The organism is Bacillus cereus group sp. MYBK95-2, assembly GCF_051915225.1.
GTDB lineage: Bacteria > Bacillota > Bacilli > Bacillales > Bacillaceae_G > Bacillus_A > Bacillus_A cereus.
In genome coordinates, this window is sequence record NZ_JBQAEH010000001.1 from 205,282 (window position 1) to 222,752 (window position 17,471).

Sequence of the window (17,471 nt, forward strand, 5' to 3'; positions counted from 1 at the left end):
ATAAATCGTACTTCATTTAAAGTACGATTTATTTCCATATCTAAAAATAATTATTGAACATCGTATCCTTGATCTTCGATTACAGCAACGATATCTTTTAATGTTACAGCAGACGAGTCGATAGTAACTTCAACAGTTCCTTCTGCTAATTGAACCTTCACTTGTTCAACACCGTTTAGCTCTTTCACACTGCTTTCGATAGCATTTACACAATGTCCACAAGACATACCTTCAACCTGTAATGTTAACTGTTCCATTTAAAATCCTCCTCTTGTTTATTCATTGTTTGTTAATCACAATTACATCTTACCATACCCCCCTAAGGTAATCAATGGTTTTGTATCATGATTTTTCAATTATTTTCTAAAAGTTTATTTTACACACACTTTTTCACTACAATACACCCAAATCCAATATGAGGGTAAACAAAAAAACAAGCCAGTTAAATACTAGCTTGTTTTTACGCTTTTGAAAAACGTTCAAATACTGTCATTAATTCTTCAATTGCTTCGTCACCATTTCCATTTTTAATAGCTCCTGAAACACAATGACTCGTATGATTTTTGAGAACGCCCATTCCTACTTTTTTCATCGCTGCATTAATCGCTGAAATTTGCACTAAAATATCTACGCAATAACGATCATTTTCAATCATGTTTTGAATACCGCGGACCTGTCCTTCAATTCTCTTTAATCTATTTATAATCTGTTCTTTTTCTTTTTCTGATCTATGTGTTACTGCTTCATGCTCTTTATGATCCATATTATCACCTTCTTAAAGTTTCTCTTCATCCAATAAAACAATTGTTTTTTATGAGTATATCAATTATAGCATTAAATATCTACGCATGATACCCCATAAGAGTATATTTACACTTTATGATTATTCTTAACAACGCATTAGCTTCTTAATCTCAATTTTCAGTATACCCTTTCCTTTTTGTCAAAAAATCATTATATCTCTCATCAAAATTCAATAAAGTGAAACAAGAATAAGCGGGGATTACCCGCCCCCGCTTATTCTTCGTCTATAATGTTTTAATTTAAATTTTCAGATATTTAACCTGAGAATTTTTTCTTTCCATATATAATTATTGCTGATCACATACTTTTGTATCATTCACTACTGAAGTTCCTTCAACGGTTACCGTATGAAAACAGTCATTTACTCGAACTGTCACAACATTATCTTGCCGATCAATGATATGATATTCATTAAAATTTTTATTTAGAGCACTGCGAATTTGTTCTCCTTCATAAATTGGAATGCCATGTGATAGAACCCAAATAAGTCCAGCGATAGCAAGAATAGTTTTCATACGATCTACCTCCTTGGGAATATAGTGAACTTTTCATCCATACTTTTTCAGCTCTACAAATCATGATCGGAATAAACCAAGCCTTTTTGGAAATAAGTTCATTTCGTCTATTTTATGTTTATGCTAATTGTGACCGTTTTGTGACAACTTTTTGTCTCTTTAGACGAAAAGTTGAAACAAAACTTTCGAAAAGGACAATTCTACACATTAAAAAAGGTTATGGAATGTTTCATCCATAACCTTTTTTCCTATACGTAACTAATAAACCTCAATCCTTTACTTAAAGACGTCGGCACAACAGATGCATGATTCTCCCCTTCAGCTTCATAAAACTTAAATTTAAGTTTATCGTGGTTTACTTGGAGAAGGCGCTCTGATAATTCATTTGCACCTACAACCATATGCTCTCGTTCAAGTGATCCAACTGTAAGGAACACTCCTGTTTCAAACTTAGCATTGTTTAATTCATGTATAAGGTTCTCTTCTTTTTCAAGAACGGATTTATTATTCCACCATATAGATGGACTACTAATAAAATAATTTTGAAAAGCGTTTAAGTTTGTAAATAGTATATGCAAAGCAAATAGTCCACCTAAAGAATGTCCAAATAACGTTTGCTTACTTTTATCAATCTCAAAATTCTTTTCAATTTGTGGTTTCAGTTCTTCTTCAATAAAAGTAAAGAAATTATGTGCTCCTCCTGTTTTAGGCCACGGTTTACCGTCTGGTTTTAAAGGGGCATCTTTTGAAATTACACTAGGCGTAAAATCATAGCACCTTTCTTCCCCTGAAAATGCGCCTTCAATCGGATAACCCACTCCAACTATAACAGCTGGTGAAACACCAGTTTTTTCCGCTCTTACTGATTGTATTTTAACTGCTTCATGAAATGTTTGAAAAAAGGCATTGCCATCTAATACGTAAATAACGGGATATCCTGAATCCGGTGCTGGTTGCCTCGGCTTTGAAATATGAATTTGATATTCCTTACCTTCTAATTTTGAATACATTTTCCACTGCTCTGTATTAGATGTTATAATCTGCTGTTTTTCAATTGTAGTATTCACCCTATCCCCCCCTTTTAACTTGTTACATATATTTCGATTTTTTCTTCTTGAGATACAACGCTATCATAACCGAAACAAACAGGAGCCCCATTATGCGGATCAATCATGACACGCGCATCAATATGAAATACTTCTTTTAACACTTCATTTGTAATGATTTCTTCTGGGCTACCAGTTGTAACAATTTCGCCTTCCTTCATTGCAATAATTTCATCTGAAAACCTTGATGCATGGTTAATATCATGTAATACCATAACAACCGTACAATTATGTTCTTTATTTAACTTCTCCACAATTTGTAATACATCTAATTGATGAGACATATCAAGGTATGTAGTTGGCTCATCTAATAGCAACACTTCTGTCTCTTGTGCTAATGCCATCGCTAGCCATACCTTTTGTCTTTGACCACCTGATAAATTTGCAATTTGTCTCGTTCGAAATTCAGAAGTTTTCGTTATATCTAATGCCCAATCAATCATTTCTTTATCTTTTGTCGTTAACTTATTTACGTTATTTCGATGTGGATAGCGTCCATAAGAAATTAATTCTTCCACTTTAAGCTCACCTGGTGCAATTGGAGTTTGCGGGAGTAAAGCTAACTGCTTCGCAATTTCTTTCGTTGGAATTGTATGTAAATCCTGTCCTTGCAAATATACTTTACCGCTTTTTTGTTTTAAAATTCTTCCCATTGTTTTTAACAATGTCGATTTACCGCAACCGTTTGGACCTATAATTGTCGTTACTTTTCCTTCTTGTATTTCCACATTTAAATCGCGAAACACTGTAAGCTTTTCATAACTTGTTTCTAAATTTTTTGCACTTAAAATACTCACTTTTATTCCTCCTCTTACGCTTTCGCCTTATAAAGTAAATATAAGAAATACGGTACACCGACAATAGAAATAACGATTCCAACTGGTAGCTCTACAGGTGTAAAAACTGTTTTCGCAATAAAGTCTGAAGCAATTACAAGAAACATTCCGATTACGCCGCACGTAGGAATTATATACTTATGTTGAATACCGACAAGCCTTTTCGCTATATGCGGTGCCATTAAGCCAATAAAACCGATACTCCCTGAAACAGCAACACATGCGCTCACAAGCCCGATACTACTTAATAGTAAAATCGATTTCTCTCTTTCTACTGAAACACCTAAACTTGTAATACTCGTTTCTTCCAATTGAAATAAATCTAATAAATAAGCTTTCTTTTGTATAAGCGGAATTAAGATAATAAGCCATGGTAACATAGCCACAATATACTTCCAGTTTGCACTATATATGCTTCCAGACACCCACACTGCGGCCATTTCAAAATCAGTTGACTTCATTTTGAGTGATAAGTACATAGAAAAGGCTCCAAATCCTGATCCAATTGCAATCCCTGTTAATAAAAGTCGCTGCGAATCTAATTTACCGTTTTTCCAAGAAAACAGATAAATGATGATAGCTGCACCTAATCCGCCTACTAAACCAAGCATTGGCATCATCATAATAGAAACCCAGTCTGTGCTTTTTAATTGCCCTTGAAAGAAAAACATAAAAATGACAATCGCTGTTCCTGCTCCGGCATTTACGCCTAAAATACCTGGGTCCGCCAACCCATTTCTCGTAATCCCTTGAATAACGGCACCCGCAACACCAAGGCCTAATCCTACTAATCCAGCAATTACGATGCGCGGAAGGCGAAACTCAAAAATAACTAAATCATGTTCTGGTACTGGATCAATTCTAAACAGTGTTTTAAATATATCTGTAATCGTAATGTCGAACGTACCATTTGTTAAACTAATATAAATAGCACATAGTATTAAAAATATAATAATCCCCATCGTCATTCCGAAACGTTGACTTGAACTTTTAAGCATGTCTCTCTCCTCCTCTAGTACGGATTAAATAAAGGAAGAAAGGAATTCCAATTAAAGAGGTAACGACTCCAATAGGTGTTTCAAATGGATAGTTTACAAATCTACTCAAAACGTCACATAACGCTAAGAAAACGCCACCAATAACACCTGCACATGGCAAAATCCACTTATAATCTACCCCAATTATAAAGCGCGTAATGTGCGGAATAATTAAACCTACAAAACCAACTTTCCCCACTAAAGCAACTGCTGTTCCTGTTAAGAAAATTACCGATAAAATTGCCATCGCTTTAACTAGTTTTGTACGTTGCCCTAAATTAATAGAAACCTCTTCGCCTAATGAAAGAATGGTAATAGATTTTGATATTAACAATGCTAAAATTATTCCAATTATCCCAAACGGTATCGTGATTTTAATGATATTAAGATCTACTTGATCTAACTTTGCATTAAACCAAAAACTAACATTTTGAGAAATTTGGAAATACGAAGCCATTGCAGCCGATACACTACTTAAAAATGTTCCAATAACTGTTCCTATAATCGCTAACCTAACTGGTGATAAGCCATTTTGAAGGAGCGAACCAAAACCAAACACGATACCGGCTCCTAGTGCAGAACCAATCATTGAACATACAACCATACCAATTGATGACATTCCCGGAAGAAAAATCATGCTAAGTGTAATAACAAAGGCAGCGCCATCCGTCACACCCATAATAGAAGGGGATGCAAGATAGTTTCTTGTCATCCCCTGCATAAGTGCTCCTGATATGGCTAGAAATGCTCCGACTAAAAGAGCTGCAACTACCCTTGGTAAACGTGAAGTAATAATAATATTATGATTTACATCGCTTGAATCAAAATGAAATAATGCGTTCCACACTGTTTCAGCGTCAATACTTTTTGCCCCATACAAAATCGAAAGTATAATTGTAAATAAGATGAGTATGGGTGCTATACATAATATAGTTACTGGTACTGCATTTGTTTTCTGCATATCATTCAACGCACCTTACTTATTGTATTATTTAGATAAATTTTTCACGGCTTCTTTTAAGAATGCTGTTTTACTCCAAGCTGTACCACCTTGTGCCATTGGATCTACAACATTTACAAATACTTTCTTTTCCTTCGCAGCATTCATACTTTGCCAAATTGGATTACTTTCAATTTCTTCTAACACTTTCGGGTTTTTATTTTCACTTGCCTCATATTGTAAGAAAATATAATCTGGGTTAAGTTCAGCAAGTTTTTCAAATGAAATTTTCTCTTGTGCTTTTACAGTTTTCAATTGTTCTGGAGCAGTTAGTCCAAGATCTTTATAAATTACAGGGTTGAAGTATACTCCTTCTGGATATAGGAATAATTCGTTTGCTCTTAGTCTTATGACAAGTACTTTTTTATCTTTTAACTTATCTCCTAGTTTTGCTTTTGCTTTTTCAGCGTCCGAATTGTAATCCTTAATAATTTTTTCTGCTTTATCTTTTTTACCAGTTAATTCTCCCATTAACTTTAAGTTATCTTCCCAATTTGTTGAAACGTGTGATACCGGGAATGTAGGAGCTACTTTCGTAAACTTTTCAGCTGTTTCTGCTGGGAATTTCGTACTCGATGTAATAACATCTGGTTTTAATTGTAGTAATGTTTCGAAATTGGGTTGCATTTTCTCACCAACAGATTTAGCACCTTCTAACTCTTTTTCAAGATATTTTGGTAATTTACCACCTACAGTAATGGCACCAACTGGTTTAATTCCAAGTACTGCCGCATCTTCCATTGACTCTAAACTAGCTGTCGCAATTTTATCTACTTTTGCTGGCACTGTATACTCTTTACCTAAATATGTGATTTTTCGTTTTTCATCTTTTTTCGTTTCCGTAGCTTTTGTCTGTTGTTTTTGCTCGCCTGAAGTTTTATCCGCACTATTACATGCCGCTAAACCTACACTTAAAACTGTAACCATCCCTAAAGTAAATAATTTCTTGTTCATCTTTATATGTCTCCTCTCGAATTTTCAAACTATATTCTCAATAAAATTTAACTATATGAACTTTGTCCCATATATATATTTCATTAGATTAATAATTTTATCCAGAACTCATTCCCGTTCACTTCCCCTAGACTATAATTCTTTTACGACTTCATCACTTGATAATCATTTTCACTGATAATGATTATCGTTACTAAGTATATATTTAATATGAAATTATTTCAAGAATGATTTGAAAAATTTTAACAAACTGAATTAAAAAAAGAAGTATCTCCCTAATATTAGGGAGATACTTCTTTTTTTAGAAATTTATATGTAATTCAACTGGACAATGGTCTGACCCCATTACTTCACTATTAATTTTCGCTTCTGTTATTTGGTCTTTCATTCTTTCCGAAACAACAAAATAATCTAAACGCCATCCGATATTTTTCGCTCTCGCGCCCATACGATACGACCACCACGAGTATGCACCTTCTTGATTAGGATAAAGGTAACGATATGTATCAATAAATCCTTCTTCTAAAATACATGAAAATTTCTCTCGTTCCTCATCAGAGAATCCAGGATTTTTACGATTACTTTTCGGATTTTTCAAATCGATTTCTTTATGAGCAACATTTAAGTCTCCACAAAAAATAACTGGTTTCTTCTCATCTAATCGTTTGATATAGGACCTGAAATCATCTTCCCATTTCATTCTGTAATCTAATCGTTCTAATCCACGTTTTGAATTTGGTGTATATAACGTTATCATGTAAAAATCTTCGAATTCTAAAGTAATAAGTCGCCCTTCTTGATCATGCTCTTCAATGCCTAAACCATATGTAACTGAAAGCGGTTCTTTTTTCGAAAAAATAGCAGTTCCTGAATATCCTTTTTTCACAGCATAATTCCAGTATGTATAATATCCCTCTAAATTTAAATCAATTTGCCCTTCTTGTAATTTAATCTCTTGTAGACAAAATATGTCAGCACTTGATTCCTCAAGATATTCCAAAAATCCACCTTTTGCGATAACAGCTCGCAAACCATTTACATTCCATGAAATTAACTTCATCTATAGTCCTCCTCTTGATGTTTATTTCCAAATTTCATGCTATCACAAAATAGAAAACAATCATATTTTCACCTTTGTAATCTTGCTCTTACATTTATGAATACATACATACGCACTTTATTCAGGTTATACTAATTTCAGAGGTGATGTTCTATGCACAATGAAGGAGTTACATTAACAAATGAGTATTGGCAAGCAATTATTCATAATGATTCTTCCTATGATAGCAAATTCTTTTATGCTGTGAAATCAACTGGAATCTTTTGCAGACCATCATGCAAATCAAGAATACCGAATAGAAACAATGTACGAATTTTTCATCATGCAGAGCAAGCATTAAGTGAGAACTTTCGCCCGTGCAAACGTTGTAAGCCAAATGGGATCACTTTACCTAATGAAGAGTGGGTAGAACAAATTAAAGACTATATCGAAAAGCATTATGACGAATCCTTAACTCTCGACATGCTTGCGGAAATGTGTCACGGTAGCCCTTTTCATTTACAACGTACTTTCAAAAGAATAATAGGGTTAACTCCTATAGAATATATACAACAATTCAGGGTTCTTAAAGCAACCGAATACCTTTTACACACAAATCAATCTATTAAAGAAATTAGTACTGCTGTCGGGATAGAAAACCCAGAGTATTTCGCAACTTTATTTAAAAAGAAAACCGGATTTACTCCTACTGAATATCGAAAAAAGAACGAAATGAAAGAGGGATACGATAATGAATTCCTACAAAAATAATTATATATATTGGACGCTACTTACACATAAAAATTGGCGATTTCATATTGCTGCAACTGAAAATGGACTATGTTTCATTGGATCACAAGACGAAAACTTTGAAGAATTAAATATATGGGCTAGAAAAAAACTGCCCCAACATATATTGACCCATAGTCCAGATTACTTGCAAATATATACGCAAGAAGTTATCGAGTATTTAGAAAACAAGCGAGAAACTTTTACATTTCCTATCGATGCTTATGGAACTAATTTTCAATTATCTGTTTGGAATACGGTACGTGAAATTCCTTATGGAAAGACATATTCTTATACAGAAATTGCTGAAAGAATTCAAAAACCTAAAGCTGTGCGCGCCGTTGCTTCTGCTATTGCTGCTAACCCTCTTCTTATTACCATTCCTTGTCACCGCGTTATTGGGAAGAATGGGAAACTAACCGGATTTAGGGGTGGATTAGAAATGAAGAAAAAATTGCTTACATTAGAAAAGTTGCAGGTGGAATTCATATGACAGCAGAATATAATAGCGCATTATCTATAGCAGTTCCAAAAGAATTTTGTTTCCAAGAAAATTTACGTTATCTATCACGCTCTAACAATGAATGTATGTTCCATATTGAAGATAACAAAATTTATAAAGTTATCCCTGTTCAAGATGTAAATCCTTTAGTTGAAATTAGTGTGAATACAGATGGGAATATTCAAATACGTTGTTTAGAAGAACCATATACATCTGAAAAATCGATACGTGAAGCTGTAGTTAACTATGTAAAAGAATGGTTTGATTTAACTACTGATTTAGCCCCATTTTATACATTAGCTAAACATGATTTACTCCTTCAAGGACCAATTGAACAATATTATGGCCTTCGTACTTTAGGCATTCCAGACTTATTTGAGGCACTTTCCTGGGGAATTATCGGTCAACAAATTAACCTAACATATGCTTATACACTAAAAAGGAGATTAGTTGAGCAATTTGGAAGTTATGTAGAATGGGACGGTAGAAAACATTGGATATTCCCATCACCTGAAACAATTGCAAATCTACATGTAGAAAATCTTCAACAATTAAAAATGACGACTAGAAAATGTGAATATTTAATCGGTATTGCGAAGCTTATTACAGAGAGAAAATTATCAAAAGAGGATTTACTGCAAACACAAGATGTAAAGGTTGCTGAGAAACAATTAACTGCTATCCATGGTATAGGACCATGGACTGCCAACTATGTTTTAATGCGTTGTTTAAGATTTCCTTCGGCTTTTCCAATTGATGATGTTGGTCTGCATAATGCAATTAAATTTATAACAGGTTCCGAAAATAAACCGACAAAAAATGAAATAAAAGATTTCGCGGCAAACTGGGCTAATTGGGAGTCTTATGCGACTTTTTATTTGTGGCGAGTACTATATTAAAAGAACCAAGTAGCACATTCGTACTACTTGGTTCTTTTTTAAGCTTGCTCCTCAAAACGTCTTGCAATTTCCACAATAACTTGAACGGCTTTTTCCATAGTATCTACCGAAACATACTCAAATTTACCGTGATAGTTTTCACCACCAGTGAAAATATTCGGCGTCGGTAATCCCATATATGATAATTGTGATCCATCTGTGCCTCCGCGAATCGGATGAATATTTGGTTCAATGTCTAAACTTTTCATTGCTTCATATGCAATATCAACAATTTCTCTTACCGGTTCAATTTTTTCAAGCATGTTATAGTATTGATCATTCATTTCTAAAACGACTGCATCTTCGCCATATTTTTCTTGCATAGTTTTCACAATATTTTTAACGTTATTTTTACGTGCCTCAAAATTTTCACGATCAAAGTCTCGAATAATATAATATGCTTTACTTTGCTCAACATCACCATTTAAAGAAAGTAAATGATAGAATCCTTCATAGCCTTCTGTATATTCTGGCGCATCTTCTACTGGTAAATACCCATTAAACTCCATAGCAAGTTTAGTAGCATTGCGCATTTTATTTTTTGCTGTTCCAGGATGTGTATTCGTTCCGTTAAACGTTAACTTAGCACCTGCAGCATTAAAACTTTCATACTCTAAACCACCTAATGGACCTCCATCCATCGTATAAGCGAATGATGCACCAAACGCTTCTACATCAAAATGCGCTGGCCCACGACCAATTTCTTCATCCGGTGTAAATGCTACTCTTATTTTCCCGTGCTTAATTTGCGGATTATGTATTAAATGGTTCATTGCAACCATAATTTCTGTAAGACCAGCTTTATCATCTGCTCCTAGAAGTGTTGTACCATCAGTTGTAATAATGGTATGTCCTTTATATGATGGTAATTCCGGGAACTGCTCTGGTGTTAACACAACATTTAGCTCTTCATTTAACGTAATTGCATTACCATCAAAATTTTCATGAATTTGTGGTTTGACGTTTTTCCCTGTAAAGTCTGTTGCCGTATCTAAATGGGCTAAAAATCCGATTACAGGAACATCCTTGTCCGTATTAGCTGGAAGTGTTGCCATTACATAGCCATTATCATCCATCGTTACTTCTGTTAAACCAATTTCTTTTAGCTCTTCCACTAATAACTTACCAAACTCAATTTGTCCTGGTGTTGTTGGTACTGTATGACTTTCTTCATTTGATTGCGTATCAATTTTTACATATCTCGTAAATCTTTCAATAAGTTCTTGTTTCAAGTTCATTCACTCCCTTTTATGTTCCTCCCTCCATTATAATCCTTAAAACGAAATATTTTAACTTTTTTGACTGTGAAGATGTATATTTCATTTGCATTGTTAACACTTTTACATAACAAAAAGAATATTAGTGAACATATTTAAAGTACAGCTTAATACAAATAAATTCACCCTATTTACGACTCTCATCGCAAATAGGGTGTTTCTGTTTTTATCTCGCAATTTAAGAATATATACTACTCATTTACAATAAAAGTATATACATCATCATAAATACAGCCATTTACTTTAATCACATACTTCCCAGGTTTATTAAAACTAATTGTGTATTTATTTAACTGAATTGCTTCTTTATCTCCAGAAAGAATATCAATGCTTCTGCCACTTAATACATACAATTCATTTAGATTCATCGTTACATCAATTGTATTGAAATTTTCTACTTTCACTTGCTGTGCTTCCGCAACGCTTACACTTGGTTCTAAAAACAGTAATCCACTTAATCCAATCGTCCCCGCTAAAGCAACTCCCGCAAACTTTTTAATCTGTTTCATTACAATGACCTCCTTATAGATTTTACGTAAAGGCAATGTCCTCCCTTACACCACAAAGCCTATATGTAATGAAATGAAAAGTAAACGGGGACTGTAAGACAAAATTCTACATCTTTTTCTCCTATTGAATATAAATCCAACGTTTGGAATTTTGACACATTTAAAATTGTTTCCCTAAACCAATTTCTCCATAATTTATTCAAAGACTGAATAATTACTTATTTATTTAACATTCTAACAATAGTTGATAAAGATGCTTTCTATTCAAAAAAAGACTTTGCTATAAAAGTAACTTTTACAACAAAATCCATGCAACTAATTTTATTCAGCTTTCCATAATCTCTCTACATTCATTAATTGTTCTTCTTTAAATTCCATCTTATATATATCCGGTTTTGACGTATTCATTAAAAATTCAAAACCATATTGTTTATCAAAATAGTTCATCATTAATGTCATGACAAGCCCATGTGTACCAATTACAATTTTGCATCCTCGAAAATCCATTAAGATTTCTTTTAATACTTTCACTACTCTTCTCTGGCAATCTGCATATGACTCTCCTTCCGTTCGTGCAAAGTCCGGATTAGAGAACATCTTCTGTACAAGTGGATACACCTCTTTGTCTGATATAACCTGATCCTCACTTGAAAACATACACTCTTTAAGATTTTCATATACTACTATTTCTTTTTCATGGAAATTAGCTGACTCCTCTATCGTTAGCATAGCCCGATTATAAGGACTGGAAATAAAAGTATCAATCCTCTCCGCTTTTAATATGTCAGTTACTCTACGGGCATCCATATGTCCCCTCTCAGTTAATCCACGCATTCTTTCATTTCCTTCTAGTTTTGGTGATTCACCATGTCTAACCATATAAATATATGTGCTCATAATTTCTCCTTAAAATTTTTTATAAAGTGAAACTTTAATCAGCCCTCACTAATCGGGCTGCCCGGCAAATAGCGAGATAAGTTAATAAATCACGTTCATTTATCCCATTTCAACACTTAGGGGTAATACTAAAATACTTTATAAACTGTGCTGATTTGTTCGTCTAATCCATTCTCCTACTAAACTCTCAAATAATTCAGGCTGCTCAATTTGCAAATTATGCCCTGCCATATCTAACACTGCTAATGTTGCCCTTGGATATTCTTCAATAATTTCTATAATATTTTGATAACCTACTGATATATCTTGTCTTCCAGTCAGTAAAAGAACGGGATTTTCATATTTTTCATGCTGAAAATCCATAGTAAGAGAGTAATTCTTTTGCAACCTTTCAATAAATTCATAATTAGCAACATCTAACCCAGGCTTAATTTCTTCTTTAAATCGCTTATATGTATATTCATTTGCTATTACAGCTAACTCACAAAACTCCTCTCTTTCTGTGGAAGTGAGCGTATTTAAAAATTCCTCATCTTGTACAATTACCTGTTTATCTGGAAGAATCCTTTTTTCTGGCTCCGCTACAACAACAGGACATACTAATAGTAATCCGCTAACTCTCTCAAACATCTTTGCAAGTATACCTTTGGCTAAATAGCCTCCATATGATTCTCCTACCAATAAAAATTTTTCAGTAGAAATGATTTCCTCAATAAATGTGATAAGCACTTCTACTATACGATCTGAACTATTTATCCAATTTGGAGCATTCGATTTTCCCATTCCAGGTAAATCAATATATATTCGCTTATAACCTTCATATTTCTGAAATACTGATTCCATACATTTCATCATTAACCTATGGTCAGGGGCGCAGCCATGTATGATAATGACCGGTTTACCCTCTCCCACAATTTCATAGTATATTTCTGAATCTTTAATTCGATATATCATAAAAAAGCCTCCCTATTTAGTGGCAATACTATTCCACTCTGTAAGAATACACGTTCTTATTTTATATCTTTTCTCAACATTTTCACAAATATTAATCTTCAGATTAAAAATAAAAAGCTCACCAAAAAAAGATACTCATCATTTTATATGCAATTTTGCATCTCCACTTACAAATCACTAAAAAAACTTTACAATTCAAAGGATGACTAAATATACAATTTCTATTTAAAGTCTTGATACAGTCTATACTATCAACCGCAATATTTTTTCAACCTTAAGAATACTTACACTCTTTAACACTTTCCTTATAAACATGATTTTTATAAGGAAATCTGATACAATTCTTAAATAATATTATTATGTATAGATATAACGAACATAGTGCATAATTAAAGAAGGTGATTTCATTGAAATTAAATAAAAATTTACAATTATGTATATTAATCGGAACATTAATATGCTATTCAATCTATTTTATGTTTTTCTATCTGTTCCCTACTCATTTTTCAAATTCAGATGTACGCTTCGCTTCACTTGTCGTTGAAGCCATTACATTTGTATCACTGATTTACTCTATATATTCTAAAAAAGTCAGTTCAAATCCGTTTTGGATATGTATTACAATAGCAATTGGTAGTTTTTTATTAGGGAAAATAGTATATACATATCAAGATAGCTTCTTCGAAATTCCAATACATCGTTTTACGGTTTCTGATGTATTTTACATGTTTTTTCTATTTTTCTGTCTTATCGCTTTCTGCTATAAAATCTTAAAGGAATGCAATAAATGGGAAAAAGCGTTCTTTATTTGTGATATATGCATAGTGCTTACTTCCATATTTACATTAGAATGGTATTTATTTAATCAACCAAATTTAAATATATTCGCTCTTTCACTAGGAGATGTTTTCCTTTCATTTTTATACCCAATTGCAGATTTATTATTTCTACTGCTAGGTGTTAGTCTCTTTTTCCGTCCAACAATTTTTAATTCCAAACGGAAAATTTATATCTTTATTTTTGTATTAATAAGTTCTGCAACTTTTAACTATATTTATTTTTACTTAAATAACCACTTATCAACTGAAACGATAATATTATTACGTCTTTTATATAGAATACCTATATTACTTATTGCAATAGCTGGCTCTATTTCAGAAGATCATAATAGCCATAAAAATTATTTCCTTGTAAACCCTATAATAGGAAAAAAAGCTTTAGTTGTATTTCCCTATCTTGCTGTTGCAATACTAATCGGGTTTACATTAAAAGAACAAACATCATCTTCAACTCTCATTACAGGAAATTGTATTACTTTTATTTTCGTACTCATTCGTCATTCTATCGTACGTATGCAAAACAATTCCTTAACAAAACGTTTGCAGGCATTTAATGCCCAACTAGAAGAAAAAGTTACTTTACGGACTTCTGATTTAGTTCATAAATCAGAGGCTCTTTCTCAAAAACAACAAAAATTCAAATCATTATATGAATATCATCCTGACCCTATTTTCACCATTGATTTAAATGGAATATTCTTAAATGTAAATAAGGCTGGGAGTGTACTACTTGGAGCACCAACAGATGAGTTACTCGGTGAAACTTGTTTTTCGATTATTTTAGATGAAGATAAGCATAAGCTAGCATTGGCGTTAGAGAAAGTGAAACAACAAGAATCGGCATCCTTACAACTTAGTTCTCAATATAAAGATGGCTTTACTTATTTTTTATACGTTACAATCATTCCTATTATAATAGACGGACAAATTTCAGGAAGCTATATTATGGTGAAAGATATTACTGCACTAAAAAAACAGCAAGAAGAAATAAAATATTTAGCATTCCATGACACTGTAACGAAAATTGGTAACCGTGCCTTTTTCCATAAGAAATTAAAGAGAGTTATAAAAAATGCTGAAATAACAGAAAGCGAGTTTGCATTATTATATTTAGATTTAGATCGCTTTAAAGCAATTAACGATACACTTGGACATTCATCAGGAGACTACATATTAGAAGAAGTAGCAAAGCGCTTCCAATCATGTCTTCCATCACATACTCATCTTTCAAGAATCGGTGGCGATGAATTTACAATCATAATTGAAAACTATACTGACGAAGATTACTTATTCCAATTATGTAACCAATTATTTAAATGCATGAAAAAGTCATTTATCATACATGAGCATAAATTAACTTTATCACTGAGTATCGGCATCGCTATTTATCCACATTCCGGAATCGATACCGCTACACTTCTGAAAAACGCTAATGTTGCAATGTATGATGCAAAAGCAAAAGAACTTAACTCTGTATCTATTTATGACGATGTAATCGCTAAAAAAATTGAAAGACGATTGCGATTAGAAAAAGATTTACCAAACGCACTACAAAATGAAGAATTGTTCCTTTTGTATCAACCTCAAGTTGATAGTGAATCTAATAAAATTATCGGTGCAGAAGCTTTAATTAGGTGGAATCATCCTGAATTAGGTATTATTTCTCCATACGAGTTTATTCCGATTGCAGAAGAAACACTACAAATTATTTCAATAGGTAAATGGACATTAGAGCAGGCTTGTAAACAAATGAAACGTTGGCACGTACTCGGATATTCACATTTAAAAATAGGTGTAAATTTATCTGCTAAGGAATTTGAACAAGAGGATTTTGTAAAATCTATTTCTTCTACTTTAACAAATACAGGTTTACCAGCAAGCTCTCTTGATCTTGAATTAACAGAGCGAATTGCAATGATGGATGAGCGAGAAACATTGATAAAACTGCGTACACTAAAAAGTTTAGGGATTCACATTTCTATCGACGATTTTGGTACAGGTTATTCTTCGCTAGCCTACTTACCTTTGTATCCAATTGATACGTTAAAAATCCCGAGAGAATTTATTACAATGTCTGAAACATGTGATGATGGAATGGAAATTATTAAAACGATCATCACATTAGCAAATACATTAGGAATGTCTGTCATTGCTGAAGGTGTAGAAACGAAAGAGCACGTAAATTTCCTTCAAAAAAATAAATGTCAGTTTATTCAAGGTTATTATTACAGTAAACCTATTCATATTCATGCATTTACTGAGCTATTAGAAAACGGCATTCACCCATAGTACATAACTAATTAGAACAAATATAGCAAAAAGGAAAGAAGATACCTTCTTTCCTTTTGTTTTTCTATTTACATTTCTATTACTTCACCACTTCATTTATTATATCTATTATTTGATGAATTCCCTCATCATTTGTTTTCTTATATCCATTCATGTTTTGAATATATTTCTCCTTATTTGTATACAACTTATTTACTGCATGTATAAATGTATTCGTACTTACTCTGTCTTGGAGTATAACTTCCGCATATCCTTGCCGTGAAAAATATTCAGCATTTAAAACTTGATCTCCCCTACTGGAACTGTTAGTTAACGGGATAAGCAACATCGGTTTCTTCAAAAATAACAATTCAGAAATAGCAGTAGAACCCGCTCTAGAAACTACAACACTTGCCATATTTAGTATATGCGGCAACTCGTCGCCTATATATTCAAATTGCATATATCCCTCCATGCCAATAGATGGGTCTACCTTCCCTTTACCACATATATGAATAATATTAAAGTTTAATAGTATTGTATCTAAACATTCCCTTACCATATCATTTATCCACTTAGCACCTTGACTCCCACCCATAATTAATAATACTGGTTTATCTTGCTGAAATTCACAATATCTTCTTCCTCGTAATACGTTACCCTTCTCAATTTCTTCCCTTACAATTGGTCCTACATAAACCTTCTTCTCATTACTTACATTTTCTCCTGTCTGAGGAAATGTTGTGCATAGCTTTGTAGCAAAAGGTAATGCTATTTTATTGGCAAGCCCTAATGTGCTATCTGGTTCACGTATAATTATAGGCACACGATTTAACCATGCTCCTATAGCTACAGGAACTGAAACAAATCCTCCTGCTGAAAAGATAACGTCAGGCTTTGTTTTCTTAATTAAATTATAACTTTGTAAACAACCGCGTATAATTTTAAAAGGATCTTTAAAATTCTCCCAATCCCAATATCTCCTAAGCTTTCCCGTTGAAACACTATTGTATTTTACATTTTGCACTAATGATTTTTCAATTCCATTTTTGGATCCAATATACTCGACTCTCCAGCCTTTCTCTATAAATTTAGGAATTAATACAATATTAATCATAACGTGTCCGGCTGTACCGCCCCCAGTAAAAAGAATCGTTTTGCTCATAACTTATACCCACCTTTATTATTAAAAATCTAGCTTTCTCTT

At 33.0% G+C, this 17,471-nt stretch carries 18 protein-coding genes; 4 read left to right on the forward strand and 14 right to left on the reverse strand.

Annotated features, from left to right (window positions below; all coding sequences use genetic code 11):
- Window positions 1–50: 50 nt before the first annotated feature.
- The 9 genes from copZ to ACTFN4_RS01040 all read right to left on the reverse strand — a co-directional run bounded on the left by copZ (window position 51) and on the right by ACTFN4_RS01040 (window position 7,312).
- Entirely contained in the window at window positions 51–257 is a 207-nt protein-coding gene (gene copZ / locus ACTFN4_RS01000; protein WP_000436973.1) for a copper chaperone CopZ, read from the reverse strand.
- A gap of 203 nt (window positions 258–460) precedes the next feature.
- Window positions 461–763 (reverse strand): metal-sensing transcriptional repressor, encoded by a 303-nt coding sequence (locus tag ACTFN4_RS01005; protein WP_000349637.1) that lies wholly within the window; start codon window positions 761–763, stop codon window positions 461–463.
- 328 nt (window positions 764–1,091) lie between these two features.
- Window positions 1,092–1,319, reverse strand: coding sequence for a hypothetical protein (locus ACTFN4_RS01010; RefSeq protein ID WP_000849103.1), 228 nt, complete (start codon window positions 1,317–1,319; stop codon window positions 1,092–1,094).
- Between the two features lie 248 nt (window positions 1,320–1,567).
- Window positions 1,568–2,386 carry an alpha/beta hydrolase gene (locus ACTFN4_RS01015; protein ID WP_001098322.1) on the reverse strand — a complete coding sequence of 273 codons (819 nt, stop codon included), beginning with the start codon at window positions 2,384–2,386 and terminating at the stop codon, window positions 1,568–1,570.
- Between the two features lie 14 nt (window positions 2,387–2,400).
- Entirely contained in the window at window positions 2,401–3,222 is an 822-nt protein-coding gene (locus tag ACTFN4_RS01020; RefSeq protein ID WP_000025765.1) for an ABC transporter ATP-binding protein, read from the reverse strand.
- A 14-nt stretch (window positions 3,223–3,236) separates the two neighbouring features.
- Window positions 3,237–4,259, reverse strand: coding sequence for a FecCD family ABC transporter permease (locus tag ACTFN4_RS01025; protein ID WP_439962031.1), 1,023 nt, complete (start codon window positions 4,257–4,259; stop codon window positions 3,237–3,239).
- Window positions 4,252–5,259, reverse strand: a complete 1,008-nt coding sequence (locus tag ACTFN4_RS01030) for a FecCD family ABC transporter permease (RefSeq protein WP_001173041.1) — start codon at window positions 5,257–5,259, stop codon at window positions 4,252–4,254. Before ACTFN4_RS01030 ends, ACTFN4_RS01025 begins: the two co-directional genes overlap by 8 nt.
- A 27-nt stretch (window positions 5,260–5,286) precedes the next feature.
- The gene (locus tag ACTFN4_RS01035; protein WP_001035506.1) at window positions 5,287–6,252 is read right to left on the reverse strand and encodes an iron-hydroxamate ABC transporter substrate-binding protein; all 966 of its coding nucleotides are present in this window, start codon (window positions 6,250–6,252) and stop codon (window positions 5,287–5,289) included.
- Window positions 6,253–6,553: 301 nt separating this feature from the next.
- On the reverse strand, window positions 6,554–7,312 hold the full coding sequence (locus ACTFN4_RS01040; protein ID WP_000767621.1) for an exodeoxyribonuclease III: 759 nt from the start codon (window positions 7,310–7,312) through the stop codon (window positions 6,554–6,556).
- A 153-nt stretch (window positions 7,313–7,465) separates the two neighbouring features.
- Here ACTFN4_RS01040 and ACTFN4_RS01045 point away from each other — a divergent pair, with 153 nt between their 5' ends.
- Genes ACTFN4_RS01045 through ACTFN4_RS01055 form a run of 3 tightly spaced genes read left to right on the forward strand, consistent with a single transcriptional unit; the run spans window position 7,466 to window position 9,481 of the window.
- The gene (locus tag ACTFN4_RS01045; RefSeq protein ID WP_000551322.1) at window positions 7,466–8,062 is read left to right on the forward strand and encodes a bifunctional transcriptional activator/DNA repair enzyme AdaA; all 597 of its coding nucleotides are present in this window, start codon (window positions 7,466–7,468) and stop codon (window positions 8,060–8,062) included.
- Window positions 8,043–8,573 carry a methylated-DNA--[protein]-cysteine S-methyltransferase gene (locus tag ACTFN4_RS01050; RefSeq protein WP_001089840.1) on the forward strand — a complete coding sequence of 177 codons (531 nt, stop codon included), beginning with the start codon at window positions 8,043–8,045 and terminating at the stop codon, window positions 8,571–8,573. The genes ACTFN4_RS01045 and ACTFN4_RS01050 overlap by 20 nt, the downstream gene beginning before the upstream one ends.
- Window positions 8,570–9,481, forward strand: a complete 912-nt coding sequence (locus ACTFN4_RS01055; RefSeq protein WP_000123504.1) for a DNA glycosylase — start codon at window positions 8,570–8,572, stop codon at window positions 9,479–9,481. The genes ACTFN4_RS01050 and ACTFN4_RS01055 overlap by 4 nt, the downstream gene beginning before the upstream one ends.
- 38 nt (window positions 9,482–9,519) lie before the next feature.
- Here ACTFN4_RS01055 and pepT read toward each other — a convergent pair whose 3' ends face one another.
- From pepT to ACTFN4_RS01075, 4 genes are all read right to left on the reverse strand, one after another.
- Window positions 9,520–10,752, reverse strand: coding sequence for a peptidase T (pepT, locus tag ACTFN4_RS01060; RefSeq protein ID WP_002164459.1), 1,233 nt, complete (start codon window positions 10,750–10,752; stop codon window positions 9,520–9,522).
- A gap of 236 nt (window positions 10,753–10,988) precedes the next feature.
- Window positions 10,989–11,306 (reverse strand): hypothetical protein, encoded by a 318-nt coding sequence (locus ACTFN4_RS01065; protein WP_000809495.1) that lies wholly within the window; start codon window positions 11,304–11,306, stop codon window positions 10,989–10,991.
- 321 nt (window positions 11,307–11,627) lie between these two features.
- Window positions 11,628–12,203, reverse strand: a complete 576-nt coding sequence (locus tag ACTFN4_RS01070) for a histidine phosphatase family protein (protein ID WP_000109179.1) — start codon at window positions 12,201–12,203, stop codon at window positions 11,628–11,630.
- 138 nt (window positions 12,204–12,341) lie between these two features.
- Window positions 12,342–13,157: an alpha/beta fold hydrolase gene (locus ACTFN4_RS01075; RefSeq protein WP_000640346.1), complete on the reverse strand. Its 816-nt coding sequence runs from the start codon at window positions 13,155–13,157 to the stop codon at window positions 12,342–12,344.
- A 407-nt stretch (window positions 13,158–13,564) separates the two neighbouring features.
- Here ACTFN4_RS01075 and ACTFN4_RS01080 point away from each other — a divergent pair, with 407 nt between their 5' ends.
- Window positions 13,565–16,285, forward strand: coding sequence for a sensor domain-containing protein (locus ACTFN4_RS01080; protein WP_000773558.1), 2,721 nt, complete (start codon window positions 13,565–13,567; stop codon window positions 16,283–16,285).
- Between the two features lie 79 nt (window positions 16,286–16,364).
- On the opposite strand, the gene ACTFN4_RS01085 is transcribed toward ACTFN4_RS01080, so the two are convergent.
- Entirely contained in the window at window positions 16,365–17,429 is a 1,065-nt protein-coding gene (locus tag ACTFN4_RS01085) for an undecaprenyldiphospho-muramoylpentapeptide beta-N-acetylglucosaminyltransferase (RefSeq protein WP_000047562.1), read from the reverse strand.
- Window positions 17,430–17,471 lie beyond the last annotated feature (42 nt).

Coding starts and splice junctions, on each gene's coding strand:
- ACTFN4_RS01055 (WP_000123504.1), top strand. CDS start 8,570: ATGACAGCAGAATATAATAGCGCATTATCTATAGCAGTTCCAAAAGAA.
- ACTFN4_RS01045 (WP_000551322.1), top strand. CDS start 7,466: ATGCACAATGAAGGAGTTACATTAACAAATGAGTATTGGCAAGCAATT.
- ACTFN4_RS01010 (WP_000849103.1), bottom strand. CDS start 1,319: ATGAAAACTATTCTTGCTATCGCTGGACTTATTTGGGTTCTATCACAT.
- ACTFN4_RS01035 (WP_001035506.1), bottom strand. CDS start 6,252: ATGAACAAGAAATTATTTACTTTAGGGATGGTTACAGTTTTAAGTGTA.
- ACTFN4_RS01040 (WP_000767621.1), bottom strand. CDS start 7,312: ATGAAGTTAATTTCATGGAATGTAAATGGTTTGCGAGCTGTTATCGCA.
- ACTFN4_RS01030 (WP_001173041.1), bottom strand. CDS start 5,259: ATGCAGAAAACAAATGCAGTACCAGTAACTATATTATGTATAGCACCC.
- ACTFN4_RS01070 (WP_000109179.1), bottom strand. CDS start 12,203: ATGAGCACATATATTTATATGGTTAGACATGGTGAATCACCAAAACTA.
- ACTFN4_RS01050 (WP_001089840.1), top strand. CDS start 8,043: ATGAATTCCTACAAAAATAATTATATATATTGGACGCTACTTACACAT.
- ACTFN4_RS01085 (WP_000047562.1), bottom strand. CDS start 17,429: ATGAGCAAAACGATTCTTTTTACTGGGGGCGGTACAGCCGGACACGTT.
- ACTFN4_RS01065 (WP_000809495.1), bottom strand. CDS start 11,306: ATGAAACAGATTAAAAAGTTTGCGGGAGTTGCTTTAGCGGGGACGATT.
- ACTFN4_RS01005 (WP_000349637.1), bottom strand. CDS start 763: ATGGATCATAAAGAGCATGAAGCAGTAACACATAGATCAGAAAAAGAA.
- ACTFN4_RS01025 (WP_439962031.1), bottom strand. CDS start 4,259: ATGCTTAAAAGTTCAAGTCAACGTTTCGGAATGACGATGGGGATTATT.
- ACTFN4_RS01075 (WP_000640346.1), bottom strand. CDS start 13,157: ATGATATATCGAATTAAAGATTCAGAAATATACTATGAAATTGTGGGA.
- copZ (WP_000436973.1), bottom strand. CDS start 257: ATGGAACAGTTAACATTACAGGTTGAAGGTATGTCTTGTGGACATTGT.